The following is a 13,964-nucleotide window of genomic DNA, read 5'->3' on the forward strand; positions in this document are numbered from 1 at the left end:
TAACGATTGTGGAAGTTAATAACAAAAAGGTTATCAATAAATAATGAGTAAAAAAGAGCTGCAAAATGCGAAAGGTTTCGACTTTACTAAATCAGGTAAAGTGTCGGTGTGGGCATCGCAACTACCTTATGCAAGCATTCCCGATGAATACTTTGAAGAGCGTTTTTCTAAAAACCAAACCCGCGCCAATAACCAATGGTCTGATAACTTTAAACTGCGTTTTTTCTATCCAGAAAATATGGAAACTAATGGTGCAATGGAGGGCATGGTAGAAATTGAAAATGCCGTGGGCGAGTGCTCTTTTTCTAGCTCTTTTATTGCAAATTTAATGAGCAAGGCAAAGAAACTTAACTTATTGCAAGTGACTTGGGTCGTTTTACTGTATGACTTTGAATTTAGTGCTAAGTTAGCCGACATTAATAGCGACGACACTCTAACTTTTGTAGGCGCATTTAATTATGATGAAGAAGCCGAAAGTGTTATTGAATTACCTGATGAACCTCAAGACGATGCAGATGACGAAAACTCTAACCAAAATGACTGAGCTGTAAGGAGCGTACCAGCCATGTCGTTTTTAGCTGGTAGTTTTTGTTTGGACAATAATACTAGGAATTAGCTTGAGTAGCGCGTTTGCAAATAGGCATTAATTACACTAGATTCGTATAACCATTCGACTTTTCCGTTGCTTTCAATTCTAAGGCAAGGAACTTTAATCTTGCCACCTTTTTCAAGCAGCTCTTTACGATAAACTGGGTCGTTCTTAGCATCACGCAATTCGATAGGTAAATTAAGTTGATGCATCTTACGGCGCACTTTGATACAAAAAGGGCAAAGCTTAAATTGATAGAGCGCATACTGAGTTAAACTATTTTCTACCTGTGCCTGTTCAGTTTTCGAGCGTTTTAATTTTCTGCCGCGGGTAAGCAAATTACCAAGGGCAATCAAACTACCTAATATTAAACGAATGACTTTTAACATGCTTATAAACTCTCTTAACTTCACGCTATAACTTACTGTTTTATATTTAATTATTGAAGTTGCCCATTGATTATTTAGATCAGACTACAGGCAAAAAACGAGCGCATTGTGCATGGTTATCTCAAGTTTGTCTATGAACAATTAGGGTTTTTGCCTTACTGAAGCTAAATCGACTTTGCTAATTCGTGGTGTTTCATTTTTAAAGCGACCATACGCTATACGCCCAGTTAAAGCGCTATTGAAAATAGCGGGCAGCGATATCTAGTGAAATAGTTTGGTTTAAACACGAAATAGACCTTAAGAGAAGTTACTTATAACCGGCTTTGAAGACTTATGCGCAGCCGGTTTGTGCTGGCCATAGGTTTAATATAGTTTTTCGGAAAAAGTGCAAAGACTAACATATGAGTCAAAACTAAAGGAGACTGGCTAAAATGCATCGCCAGCCTACTTAGATGATCGATTGAGTCTTATTAATTATCTAAGAATTAACCGTCTTCATTGATTTGAGCAATCAGTGCTTTTAAGGTCTCTTCCGACTGTTCGTGGGGAACTTGGCAGGTTCCAGCCGCTTGATGTCCGCCGCCGCCGTATTTAAGCATTAATTCACCGACGTTGGTTTTAGAGGAGCGGTCAAAAATTGATTTACCCGTAGCAAACACCGTATTTTGCTTTTGAAAGCCCCACATTACATGAATTGAGATATTACACTCGGGGAACAGGGCATAAATTACAAATCGGTTTCCTGCATGAATCACTTCTTGGTCGCGTAAGTCGAGCACTACTAAGTTTTTATATACGGTAGAGCAGTCTTTAAGTTGCTGTTTAAACAGCTTATCTTGTTCGTTATAAAGCTCTACTCGCTCAACCACATCGGGCAGCTGCATAATCTCTTCAATCGGGTGGTTGCGGCAGTAGTCTATTAAATCCATCATTAAATTGTAGTTAGAAATCCTAAACTCTCTAAAGCGGCCTAGTCCGGTACGAGCATCCATTAAAAAATTAAGCAGATCCCAGTCTTTTGGGTTAAGCACTTGCTCTTTATTAAATTGCGCGGCGTCACCACGGTCAACCGCTTCCATCATTTCATCCCATTCTTTTGGAAATGCTTTGTGTCCACCATAATGGCTCCAAACTACTCGAGCAGCAGAAGGTGCAGTAGGATCAATAATATGGTTATCGACTTTTTCATTACGTATGGTTTCAGATAAATGATGGTCGAAAGCAATATGAATTCCAGGTACGTAAGGTAAATTAGTTGAAATGTCATTACCATCAACCTCAATTTTCCCGTCTTGCATATCTTTAGGGTGAACAAACTTAATATCGTCAATCATTTCGAGATGCTTCAGTAAAACCGCACACACTAAACCGTCGAAGTCGCTCCGAGTGATAAGGCGGAATTTTTGTTTACTCATTGATTGCTCCTGTTGAATATTACGAAGAATTATCTAGTTTATTAGCGAAAGCGTTCAAATAAGTATAGAACAGGTTTTTTAGCCTATGGGTTTTTCTTGAAGCGTAAATTTTCACAGAAAACTGATAATTTTCATTATATTAATTGAAATACTGGCGTAATCTGAATTTATAGGCTTTATTTAGGTAAAGTATTGATTTTAAGGACATTTAAAATTGTTCGAAAAACTAAGAGATTTAAGCCTGCGTTGGAAAATGTTTTGGGCGTTATTTTTAATGACGTTTGCCATGATTGTTGTGCATCGCTACATAGCTTATATGGATTTAGTGTCGGTTTTAAAGGCAGCACCCGATAAGGCGTCACCGCAACTACTTACCTTGGTGAGTCAGTATTGGTGGGGCGCGGTTTGGCAGTCTCTACTTATCTTGGCTGGCACTGGTGCTGTGTATTGGAGCTTAGCGCAGTATTATGTGAAACCGCTATTAGAGTTAAATGAATCGCTCATTTTGGTCGAAGAAGGCGACTTAACCCAAAAGATTGAAGAGCATGCCAAGGATGAGTTAGGTGACATTGAGCGCCATTTAAATAAAATACTCATGCGGCTTAATGAAATTATAGCGAGTGTACACGATGGCTCTACGCATATTAGCCAATCTGCCCATCAAATCGCAGCAGTGGCTAAAGATATAGAGTCGATTAGCGCCGTTGAGCAAACCCGATCCGATGACGTTTCAGCAGCTACCGCGCAGCTCCATGCTATCTCTGAAAAAGTTAAATCCCTTAGTGAAACCACAAAGCAACAAGCTGAAGCCTCAGAAAATGCTTCTAGTGAGGGAATTCAGTTAGTACAAGACTCCATTGGTGAAATGCGAGTTATCACCGAAGATATTGAATCGGCCTCTAGCATTGTGATTGATTTACAGTCGTCAGTTGAAAGCATTGTCGATGCGTTAAAAAATATTACTGGAATTGCCGATCAAACTAACTTGTTGGCTTTAAACGCTGCTATTGAAGCCGCAAGAGCGGGAGAGCAAGGGCGTGGGTTTGCGGTGGTGGCAGATGAAGTGCGTTCATTGTCTAAACGTACCTCAGAATCTGCTACTCACATTACAGCGATTATTGATGGCCTAAGTACAAATATGGCTAAAAGCAGTGAAATGATGGTGCAATTAGTTAGCCGCGTGCAAGATAACCAAGAAAAGTCTGAAAGAACCCAAATCATTTTAGGTGAAATGGAATCGAGAACGCGTAACTTTGTGGGGCATGCAGATGAAATTTACGACGGAGTTTCGCAGCAGTTAGAACAATTTGGGGAATTAGAAAATACCCTGCAACACTTATTTACCACGTTAAAAGAAAATAGCGCAAAAATTAGTAATACGGCGAACATTAGTCGGGCGCTATTTAATTTAACCGAGCGCTTGCGAGCGCAATTTGCTGGTTTAGAATTTCATCATACGATTAAAATAGAAGAAAAAGTTGCTGGCGATCGGCGTAACAATGGGCGCAAAGTTGGCTCGTTATTAGTGGTGGTTTCTAAATCAGGTAAGCAGTGGGAAGGCTTGAGTTTAGACATTAGTCAAACGGGGATTAAATTTATTGTAAACTCACAGTTTGCTAAAGATGAAACTTTAACTTTAAATATTAAGCCGCCAGCTGATGCGCTAGACGAATATTTACACAAGCTACCCATTAAATTACAAGCTAAAGTTGTGTGGGTAAAGGCAGACAAAGAGCTACCTGGGCATTTTCAATATGGAATGCATTATATCAATGTGTCTAGTGAGCAGCGTGAGGCGATTAATCATTGTTGTCAGTTCTATTAGTCTTAGTTTTTTTAGTTTGGTGTTACGGCTTTAACTTAAGAGCTCTGTTTTTAACAGAGCAACCTAAGTGACATTTTAAGGGTTATTAATACTCTGTTGGTCGACCAAAGCCCAAGCATTAATGGGCACTAAATTCGCAGTCGTGTTGACTGCTTTGTACCAAAAATTATAATCGCCTGGTAATACTACAATGTCTGCAAGAGAAGTATTTGTATAGCCCATTAAAACGCGATCTTGTTCTGTTAGGCCACCATATATTTGACCGGCTGCATAGATTGAACCAGAAAAGCTACTCTCGTTTAAAGTTTTAAACACTTCAATGCGAACCGATTCTAAATCAATTGCAATTTGCTGATCGGCAGATAAAGCAAGATCTTCTATGATGATTGCATCAGTATTAGCCGGAATGTTGTTACAGGTCTGACACGAATAAATAACATCATAAGTACCCGGCATTACGACTACATTTTCGTCTTGCGCAAAGGTTTCAAACAAAAATATATCTTGCTGAGTATTTTCACCGCGCAGCAAAATATGAGCAGCGTCATATTGGTTGTTAGGGAAATCTTCACCATCAAGAGTGATAGCTCCGCTAATATTGAGGCCTAAGACATCAACGTCCACTTGTCTATCTAGGTTAATATCAATATCACTGGCAATTGGTGCTCGATAGTTTTTAGGTACTAAATTGCCATCTTCATAGCTGTAATATAAATCGTAAACCCCATTAATTACTTGAATTTCATTAAAGCTCTGGTGGGTACGGCCGAGCCAAGTATAACTTTCAGACTGACTATCATACAGCTCTATAATGCCATCTTCATAGGCGCTATTAAAAAATGCTTGGCCATTTAAAGTTAAGTTAATTGTTAAGTTTGAAGTCTCCACATCAAAAGATAAAGGTCCATCAACATTAAAGTCATTAAATAGTGTTGCTCGTTTGTTAATCGGTACCTGTGGACCAGATTGGAATACCCGATATTCTATATCATATACGCCAGGAATAAGGTTCACGATATTTCCGGACTCGTAAGTTTTGCCTAAAAAGACTTCCGCGCCACTACTCTTAGTTAAATAAAATTCTCCCACTTGATAGGGAGTATTTGGAAAGGCTGCTCCGTTAAGCGTATAACCAACGCGGATGCTTTGCGTTACAAGGTCAAGGGATAAGACGCTAGCTCCTGAAATGACTAAATTACTTTGAACTCTTGTCATTTTATTGCGCGGGACTATTTCGCCTTGCCAGTAGTCCCATAACACATGGTAGGTGCCGGGCAATAGATTTATGATTTCGGGAGAAGTATTACTGTGCGCTAACTCAATTAGCTCTCCGCCATCAACCGACTGTAAATAAAAAACACCTTTGTCGTAGGGAGATGCGGGAAAAGGTGAACCGTTAAGCGTAAAAGTACTTCGTAAGGTGGCTGTTTCTACATTAATATTTTTAACTTGGTTCTCTGTAATCGAATAAACTTGGGGTATAAAAGCGCTGCTATTAACAGGTAAGGTATCGCCTTGTATATAATTGTAAGACAGTTCATAAATACCGTTAACTACCATCGCTTCATAACTTAAATCATGAGTTTCGCCTAAGATTGTTTGTATTCCGAGGGATGGTGGACTGAAACTGTAGCTAGCTCGCACATAGACGCTATTGGGTGCCGGTTGATCGTCAAATAGAAAGTCTCCAGAGACAAGACTTGCATTAACATTGACCGTAATCGGATGGCTAATGGGAGGAGGCGGTTCTTGAATAACGATATCGGTTATTGTTTCTATTTTGGTATCTGAACTTCCACAGCCTAGGCTTAAAAAAACTAAACAAGCGCTAGCCAAAAGGCTTTTAGAAGGAATCGATTTTGTCTGCATGCCAATCTCCAGTGATTCAATTGGCAATGGAAAGCGCAATTGAGCGCCGATTACAGCAAGACTTGTTCATCTACACGGCAGTAGTGAAAGAAAAATTATAATACTCTACATAAAAAATTTCTACATACCGGTTTAAGATTTCGCGATTAAAAAATGACTATAGGATTGTAAATACTAAAAATTACTAGAAAATCTGTTTTTAGCGCGGTTTGAATTTAAAAAAATGAGTTTTAAGCAGCAATTGACACTGCACGTCATTTAATTTAGGTTTACTTAAACTCACAATAAGAAGAAATAATATGAAATACATAAACGAAATTGAAGTCAATGTTGCTAGAGATAGAATGATTGAGCTATTTGATGATCCTGATAATTTGACCAAGTGGATGCCTAACCTCCTAAGTTTTCAGCCTATTAGCGGCGAGCCAGGTCAGGTAGGAGCAAAATCCAAATTTGTAGTGAGTCATGGCAAAAAACAATGTGAATTAATCGAAACCATAACACTACGTGAATTACCGGAAAGGTTTGAAGGCACTTATGAAACTGATGGTATGTGGAATCAGGTAAAAAACCAGTTTGTTGTTGTAGACGAAAACACCACCAAGTGGATTGCAGAGTCTGAATTTAAAAGCGATAAATTAGTGATGAAGTTTCTAATGTTTTTTATGCCATTTGCGTTTAAGAAAGAATCACTTAAATTTATGCAAAGTTTTAAGACGTTTGCAGAGCAGAAAAGTTAAGCAACTTTGCAAATGTTAAATAATTACCATCAGTTTTATATACCGCAAAAGTGAAGGCTTATCGCGACAATTAAATGTCTAATGCCTAATGTCTAATGTCTAATGTCTAATGTCTAATGTCTAAAAGAGGGCATAAGGATAGGTTTTTATGCCTTACTGTAATCTCTTATTCTAATGCCTTACTGTAATACCTTATTTCAATGCCTGATTGAGCAGCCTTGCGGGCTTTGTGCAGATGGTTTGAAGTAAATAGGTCATCTTATTTTTGGGTTTATTCTATCCATCCTTATATCTCGTCACCTAGTTTTTTGCATAGATTTGTCGACCTAGATCGAGTTATAAGTACCTAACCTAGCATGCAAAATCTGCCTGTTGTCCAATTGACAGTAGTCTAACTAATTTTAATTATTATAGAAATCATGAGATTACCGTCTATGCTTATAACTAATAACAGCGACATAATGGGGCTAATTATGTTAGCAATAACAAACAGTTGGAGAATCAATGGATAAGCAGGTGAGCTCTCGAAGTACTAGAGATAAGGCATTACGACTTAATTTAGACGAGAAAAAATACGGAACTATTGCAGAAATTGGCGCAGGCCAAGAAGTCGCACGAAATTTCTTTGTCGCCGGAGCCGCTGCAGGAACGGTGGCAAAAACCATTTCTGCTTATGATATGAAGTTTTCAAATGCCATTTATGGTGTTCAAGAAGACGGTCGCTACGTTAGTAAAGCTCGGGTTAAAGCGATGATGGAACAAGAGTTCGACTTGGTTTTAGAACGAGTCGGCGATGTGCGCTCTAAGTCGTCTCGCTTTTTTACCTATGCTGCGACAGTTGCCGCTAAAAGCTTTAACCGCAATAACGAGTGTCATGCTTGGTGCGGAGTAAGGCTGCAAATGTATCCTGGCGCAGAACCATCAGATATTGTTATTCACGTGCGCATGTTTGATGATAATGCTGAAGCACAACAGCAAGCGCTAGGCGTGGTTGGAGTCAACCTAATTTACGCCGCCTATTACTACTTTGAAAACCCTAAACGAATTATTGATTCACTCACTGATAATTTAAAGGCTGATAGAATAGAAATTGATTCTATCGAATTTCGCGGGCCTTATTTCGAAGATATAGACAACCGAGCAAAGAATATTCATTTAATTCGTAGTTGGAAAACCAGAGCCGTTATATTTACACCTGACGGCAATGTAGCAATTCCCGCTGAGCTTTTTTACAAAAAGAATGTGTTGACCACTCGAGGGTCATTTAAGCCTGTAACTAAGCTTAATGTCGATATGATAGAGCAAGGTAAGAAATCCTTCTTAAAAATGGATGGCGTACAGAAAGACAATACCGTGTTAATTGCAGAGATTTCAATTAATGATATTCATGGAAACGATGCCAACGTTACTGAAGAAGATCTAATAGAGCGAGTAAAACTGCTCAATTTGCTAGGCTATAATGTCATGGTTTCTGACTATACACGATACTTCTCATTGCGCGCCTATTTTAGACAGTTTACTAAACTACAAATCGGAATTGTGGTTGGAATGCTGAATATTAAGCAAATTTTTAACGAAGAGTTTTACCAAAGTCTAGAAGGCGGCATATTAGAAGGTTTTGGCAAGCTATTTCCCGATCACACCCGGCTCTTTGTTTACCCTGAACTTGATACCAATGGTGATCTTAATGATATAACCAAGGTAAAAGTGCCCGATAACTTGCACCATTTGTATTTACATTTACTAGAGAATGGTTTTATTAAAGGGATTGACTCGAGCGACCATAAGCTGTTTGAAATATACTCAAGAGAAGTATTAAAAGAAATTGATATGGGGCCTGGAGATTGGACGTCTAAGTTACCCGAAGGGGTTGCCGATGAAATTATGCAGCAGCAATTGTTTGGTTTTAGGGCTAAATGATTTTTTATTTGATTTTAATGCTAAATTTCATAAGTTAAATTTCAAAAATCAAATAACTAAGCTAAAACCGAATAAAGCATTATTAAGACTTTAGACTAGTCTGATAAACTGTTGAGTGTTGCGCGTGTTATTTTATTAACTTTTCTGTACTTTCATCGGTGGAATATAAAAATCAAGTTTTCTAAATTGTTGAGTTATTGGAGACCACTAAATCTTCTTTGGAAGATAGTGCTAATATTCGTTTTGTGTTTAGCATTGCTAAATGCTTTCTATTATTTTAACACGCCGAGCAACGCTGGGCTTTGGCAGAGTCAATATGAACATATTCCAAAAATAGAGTTTGCAGAGTCAACAGCAGTAATTCATAATTTTAGACGAGCGCGATACGACACCAATGGCCAGCCCGCTACTATCAATTGGAGCCAGCGTAGTGTGGATATCAACCAGCTAGAAAGTGTTTGGTTTGGCATTTCAGTTTTCGCTTCACCGGGCTTAGCGCATACCTTTCTTTCTTTTGATTTTGGTGATAAAGACCCTGTCGTTATATCAATAGAAGCTAGAATGAGACCGGAACAGACATATAGTCCGACAAAAGGCGCTCTCGATCAGTATCATTTAGCTTATGTCATAGCAGATGAGCAAGATATTATCGGCGTTAGGACTCATAAAAGACTCGAATCTGTTTACTTTATGCCATTGAAAGTAACTAAAAAACGCGCCCAAAAGATGTTTTTAGACATGCTTAAAACGGCTAACAAGCTTAACCAGACGCCAGAATTTTACAATACTTTTACCTCAAACTGTACTAACAGTATTATGAAACATACCAATTTATCCGCTTGGCAATATTACTTAGATCCTCGAATCGTTTTATCAGGCTACTCAGATAAAATAGCCTATCAGTACGGGTTGATTGAAAATGAATATTCATTAAAAATAATAAGAGAAGCCGCACTTATTCAAGCTGATTCGTTTGCTGCTGACGATGTAAATTTTTATCGACTAATTAGAGAAAATTATTTTCAACGCTTAAAAGCGCGAGTTCGCCAATACCAATTGAAGTCCAAAAGTGAGTGATACTCGTCAATAGTTAGTCTAGACTGAAAGAGTAGGTTGTCACTTCAGGGATTAGCATATAGCTATAGATAAGGTTTAATGTATCAATTTATGCCACAAACCAAACAGTTATTTGAGATATTATTAACCGCTATTATCTATGTAGTTGCAGCGCGGATTGGTCAGCTTTTCTCTATCGAGCCTGGTAATGTCACGCCAGTTTGGATTCCTTCTGGGTTGATGATAGCGTTGGTGCTTTATAAAGGGTATTACCTTTGGCCTGGCGTATTTTTAGGCGCGTTTATTGGCAATATTTGGGCTTATCTAAAATTTGATTCGTTTTATTCTATACTCGCAGCTGTTCTAGCGGCTTCCCTTAACGGTATTGGCGACGTTATTTGTTGTGTCGTTATGGCCTATTTAATTCAAAAGAAAATAGGCAGCCATTATCCCTTTTTAACTATTTATGATTTTTTGGTTTATCTTATATTAGCTGTTATTTTAGGCCCGTTGATTAGTGCCGTATTCGGTGTTAGTGGTTTAACTCTATTTAATTTTATTGATTTGAGTAACTTTGCTACAACTTTTATCACTTGGTTTATCGGTGACGCGACTGGTGCTATGATCTTTGGGCCATTATTATTAGCTTGGCTTGTACGTTCGCCTTACCGAGTCGCCTATCAGGTTCCCATTGTTATATTGCTAAGCATTTACTGCGTGAGCTTCACAGCGATGATTTTCGGCTTAGTGTCATTACCTAAATGGCTCTTAATTTTAATGGTATTGCTTATACCGGTAGCACTTTTTACCGTAATGTATAGCGGACAAAGAGCAGTTTTTACGATTCAAACAATGGTTGCTTCGCTTGCGGTTTATGCGACTTCTCTTGGGCATGGGCCCTTTGCTGAAGCAAGTGGTTTAAAGGCGTTACTGGATTTACAGTTATTTATCGCATTATTTTCATTAGTCATGTTTTCAATCGCCATTATTGTTTATCGTCAAAAACTGACCTCGTTACAATTAAAGAACAAACAAGTTGAGTTAGAAAATTTATTTCGACTTGATCAGTTAACCAATATTTGGAATAGATATCGAATCACCGAGTTTGTAGAAGTTGAGCTATCACGTTTTTCTCGCAGCGGCAGACCTTTTGGGATCATCATGTTAGACATCGATAACTTTAAAAGAATTAATGACGAATATGGACATACCGAAGGCGATAAAGTGTTAGTTTCGCTTAGCCAGTTAATCAAAGTGCATGTACGCCATGCTGACTTATTTGGTCGCTGGGGAGGGGAGGAATTTATCATTGTTTGTACCGATACCGATAAAAAGTCGCTTATAATATTGGCTGAGAAAGTTCGTACCATTATTAGTGAAAACAAACTCGGTTTAGAAAAATCTATTACGATAAGTTTAGGGGCGACTTTAGTACAGCCTAATGATTCAATTATTAGCTTAGTAGATAGAGCTGATGAAGCTTTATATCAATCAAAAGCTAACGGGAAAAATCAAGTTAGTTTTAAGTAGGATACAAACAAAAAGCACCTCCATGGACGAAAGCGTTTTGATCTCGAGTGTAATATGAAAAGAACTTGCCCGGCTTGTAGAAAACAAGAGTTGTATTGGAAAATATTTGCATTTCATCAGGTTATGAAATGCATAGGATGTGGTCATCTCTTCAAATATTCATTAAGAATGCGTTTGGCAAATTTTCTGACCTTAATGTTGCTACCGTTGGCAAACTTTATATTCTTCGGAAATATGCTAATTTTAATTCCAGTCATTGTAGTTCAGTTTGGATTAGTTATCCTAATAGCCCAATATTTACCGGTTAAGCCTAGCGAACCAATTGAGCATTTAATGCTTGCACCAACCGATGTTAAGTTTGAAAAGACAGATAGCGTTACTGAGAATATTCGACGCTACAGAGCGGCTCAACAAAAAGCGATAAAAAGCAATATAAGCTAAAGAAGGGAAAGCCAGAAGGGATAACAACAATGACTCGCACTCGCAATTCAACTATTGATTTACCTTCAAACGCTTGTTATCACTGTACCGCTTAAAATAGGCTGAGTGTAAGATGCTGGATACATTGTGAGCAATCTGCGAAAAATATCAATTTCTATACCAGTTGTCACTCTACAAAAAAGACAGTGTGAGGGTTTAATATAATAGAAAACTCAACTATTAAAATGACCCAAAAATGTTAACTAGTTATCGTTTTGTTTGCTCATAATGAAAGTCATATATTAAGTCATAATGATAGTAAAGTTTAACTTCATTGTTGTCGTATCATTTTATTTATATATTTCAACGACATAAATAATTCTGAATTATTGGCATATATTATGCTAAGTAGTGCATAGATAAAATATATCCTTATTGGAGATATGCATGTTAAGCCATTTAGTTATTGTTCAAAAGTTAGGTCAATACCAGTTAGCGATTAAAGCATTAATTGTTTTAACCGTAATCATCGGTTTAGGGAAGGCCATGTTCTCTAAATCAGATGAACCGACTATTATAGAAAAAACGCCTCTAGTTACCCAATCGGTAAAGCGATCTTTTATAATCCAAGGCTTGGAAACAAAGATTATGATTCGCTTAGTCAACAAGGTTGGCGGCGAAGTAACAGACGAACTTTCTATAATAAACGCGGTTGCTGCTAATTTAAGTCAACGTCAGTTATCCGCATTAAAGCTAACTAACGGAATTAAAGTATTTAGCAATCATCCAGTCACTACCAGTAGTTATTCTACGGCGACTAATGTGACTCGACAAACTGGAGCTAGTGAGCTGCACCGTCTTGGTATAACAGGAAAAGGAGTTACCATCGCGTTTATTGATAGCGGTATTTCTGTAGGGACAAAAGGTGGCGCATTTCTCAAACGTAATAGTTATCAGCAAGATCGTATCTTAGCGCATTATGATGCTATTCGCGGCTATCAAATAAGTACCAACAGTGATACCGATGCGCATGGGCATGGTAGTCATATCGCTGGCGTAGCAGTTAGTAGCGTTCGCGATGCTTATGGCCACTATAATGGAATCGCTCCTGATGCCAGTATAGTCGCTGTTAGAGCGTTTGATCAGAGCGGCAAGGGAACTTACGTGAATATGATCAAATCTATTGACTGGGTTATCTCGAATAAATACCGCTATGGAATTAGCGTCTTAAATTTATCTGTGGGCGCTAAGCCGCAATCTAACTATTGGGCTGACCCACTCAACCAAGCCGTAATGAAAGCTTGGCAAGCTGGAATTGTAGTGGTGACTTCAGCAGGGAATAATGGCCCAGATCCAATGACCATTTCTGTTCCCGGTAACGTACCTTACGTTATAACAGTCGGTGCGATGACTGATCATTACACTCCGTATGACTATACCGACGATCGGCTTACTAGCTTTTCGGCTGCAGGACCCACTCACGATGGCTTTGTTAAACCAGACGTGGTTGCGTGGGGTGGTCATGTTTTGGGTAAAATAAATAACCGTTATTGGACGACTTTAATGAACGCTCATCCTGAAGCTGCGGTTGGTGAAAATTATTTTGAAATTTCAGGAACTTCACAAGCATCAGCGGTAGTCGCAGGTACCGTTGCCTTAATGTTGCAAGTTAATTCGGGTCTGAGTCCTAATGATATTAAATGTCGTTTAAAAAGTTCTGCACAAACAGCAGTTAATAGTGACGGAAGCATTGCGTATAGTCCATTCAATCAAGGAGCTGGTCTAGTTAATGCTTGGGCCGCGGTCCATAGCAACGCAACTGGTTGTGCTAACCAAGGCTTAGATATTACAGCCGATTTAGAAGGAACTACGCATTACCAAGGCCCTACTCAAGTTGACGCTGAAGGAAAATTTTATTTAATTGACGCTAATGGTATTACCTGGAATGAAGGGATCACTTGGAATGAAGGGATCACTTGGAACGAAGGGATCACTTGGAATGAAGGGATCACGTGGAACGAAGGGATCACGTGGAACGAAGGAATTACGTGGAACGAAGGTATCACCTGGAACGAAGGTATCACTTGGAATGAAGGTATCACCTGGAACGAAGGTATCACCTGGAATGAAGGTATCACCTGGAATGAAAGCAATTCTACTGATATAGAAGTTAATTCGTGGGTAGAGCAGGAGTAGGCGCCTAGTGTCATT

At 38.6% G+C, this 13,964-nt stretch carries 11 protein-coding genes; 8 read left to right on the forward strand and 3 right to left on the reverse strand.

Translation table 11 applies throughout. The features are described 5' to 3' along the window. Positions 1 to 43 precede the first annotated feature (43 nt). Complete coding sequence (locus ACUR5C_RS08095; protein WP_454467850.1) at positions 44 to 544, forward strand: immunity 22 family protein; 501 nt, start codon at positions 44 to 46, stop codon at positions 542 to 544. Positions 545 to 612: 68 nt separating this feature from the next. Here ACUR5C_RS08095 and ACUR5C_RS08100 read toward each other — a convergent pair whose 3' ends face one another. Together ACUR5C_RS08100 and ACUR5C_RS08105 are read right to left on the reverse strand one after the other, a co-directional pair. Then, complete coding sequence (locus ACUR5C_RS08100; protein WP_454467851.1) at positions 613 to 978, reverse strand: glutathione S-transferase N-terminal domain-containing protein; 366 nt, start codon at positions 976 to 978, stop codon at positions 613 to 615. Positions 979 to 1,463: 485 nt separating this feature from the next. Further along, complete coding sequence (locus tag ACUR5C_RS08105; protein WP_454467852.1) at positions 1,464 to 2,393, reverse strand: exopolyphosphatase; 930 nt, start codon at positions 2,391 to 2,393, stop codon at positions 1,464 to 1,466. A 214-nt stretch (positions 2,394 to 2,607) separates the two neighbouring features. Here ACUR5C_RS08105 and ACUR5C_RS08110 point away from each other — a divergent pair, with 214 nt between their 5' ends. Further along, positions 2,608 to 4,218, forward strand: a complete 1,611-nt coding sequence (locus tag ACUR5C_RS08110) for a methyl-accepting chemotaxis protein (RefSeq protein WP_454467853.1) — start codon at positions 2,608 to 2,610, stop codon at positions 4,216 to 4,218. Positions 4,219 to 4,293: 75 nt separating this feature from the next. On the opposite strand, the gene ACUR5C_RS08115 is transcribed toward ACUR5C_RS08110, so the two are convergent. Then, a complete protein-coding gene (locus ACUR5C_RS08115) occupies positions 4,294 to 6,087 on the reverse strand; it encodes a hypothetical protein (protein ID WP_454467854.1) in 1,794 nt (597 codons plus the stop codon). A gap of 299 nt (positions 6,088 to 6,386) precedes the next feature. Between ACUR5C_RS08115 and ACUR5C_RS08120 the strand changes: the two genes are divergently transcribed. The 6 genes from ACUR5C_RS08120 to ACUR5C_RS08145 all read left to right on the forward strand — a co-directional run bounded on the left by ACUR5C_RS08120 (position 6,387) and on the right by ACUR5C_RS08145 (position 13,949). Next, complete coding sequence (locus ACUR5C_RS08120) at positions 6,387 to 6,827, forward strand: SRPBCC family protein (protein WP_454467855.1); 441 nt, start codon at positions 6,387 to 6,389, stop codon at positions 6,825 to 6,827. 504 nt (positions 6,828 to 7,331) lie between these two features. Next, positions 7,332 to 8,747, forward strand: coding sequence for a hypothetical protein (locus ACUR5C_RS08125; RefSeq protein WP_454467856.1), 1,416 nt, complete (start codon positions 7,332 to 7,334; stop codon positions 8,745 to 8,747). A gap of 228 nt (positions 8,748 to 8,975) precedes the next feature. Next, positions 8,976 to 9,824 carry an Lnb N-terminal periplasmic domain-containing protein gene (locus ACUR5C_RS08130; protein ID WP_454467857.1) on the forward strand — a complete coding sequence of 283 codons (849 nt, stop codon included), beginning with the start codon at positions 8,976 to 8,978 and terminating at the stop codon, positions 9,822 to 9,824. Positions 9,825 to 9,902: 78 nt separating this feature from the next. Beyond that, on the forward strand, positions 9,903 to 11,333 hold the full coding sequence (locus tag ACUR5C_RS08135) for an MASE1 domain-containing protein (RefSeq protein ID WP_454467858.1): 1,431 nt from the start codon (positions 9,903 to 9,905) through the stop codon (positions 11,331 to 11,333). A 54-nt stretch (positions 11,334 to 11,387) separates the two neighbouring features. Next, positions 11,388 to 11,774 carry a hypothetical protein gene (locus tag ACUR5C_RS08140; RefSeq protein ID WP_454467859.1) on the forward strand — a complete coding sequence of 129 codons (387 nt, stop codon included), beginning with the start codon at positions 11,388 to 11,390 and terminating at the stop codon, positions 11,772 to 11,774. Positions 11,775 to 12,200: 426 nt separating this feature from the next. Then, complete coding sequence (locus ACUR5C_RS08145; protein ID WP_454467860.1) at positions 12,201 to 13,949, forward strand: S8 family peptidase; 1,749 nt, start codon at positions 12,201 to 12,203, stop codon at positions 13,947 to 13,949. Positions 13,950 to 13,964 lie beyond the last annotated feature (15 nt).

The organism is Aliikangiella aequoris, from assembly GCF_053709105.1.

Coding starts and splice junctions, on each gene's coding strand:
- ACUR5C_RS08140 (WP_454467859.1), top strand. CDS start 11,388: ATGAAAAGAACTTGCCCGGCTTGTAGAAAACAAGAGTTGTATTGGAAA.
- ACUR5C_RS08125 (WP_454467856.1), top strand. CDS start 7,332: ATGGATAAGCAGGTGAGCTCTCGAAGTACTAGAGATAAGGCATTACGA.
- ACUR5C_RS08100 (WP_454467851.1), bottom strand. CDS start 978: ATGTTAAAAGTCATTCGTTTAATATTAGGTAGTTTGATTGCCCTTGGT.
- ACUR5C_RS08095 (WP_454467850.1), top strand. CDS start 44: ATGAGTAAAAAAGAGCTGCAAAATGCGAAAGGTTTCGACTTTACTAAA.
- ACUR5C_RS08115 (WP_454467854.1), bottom strand. CDS start 6,087: ATGCAGACAAAATCGATTCCTTCTAAAAGCCTTTTGGCTAGCGCTTGT.
- ACUR5C_RS08105 (WP_454467852.1), bottom strand. CDS start 2,393: ATGAGTAAACAAAAATTCCGCCTTATCACTCGGAGCGACTTCGACGGT.
- ACUR5C_RS08120 (WP_454467855.1), top strand. CDS start 6,387: ATGAAATACATAAACGAAATTGAAGTCAATGTTGCTAGAGATAGAATG.
- ACUR5C_RS08135 (WP_454467858.1), top strand. CDS start 9,903: ATGTATCAATTTATGCCACAAACCAAACAGTTATTTGAGATATTATTA.
- ACUR5C_RS08145 (WP_454467860.1), top strand. CDS start 12,201: ATGTTAAGCCATTTAGTTATTGTTCAAAAGTTAGGTCAATACCAGTTA.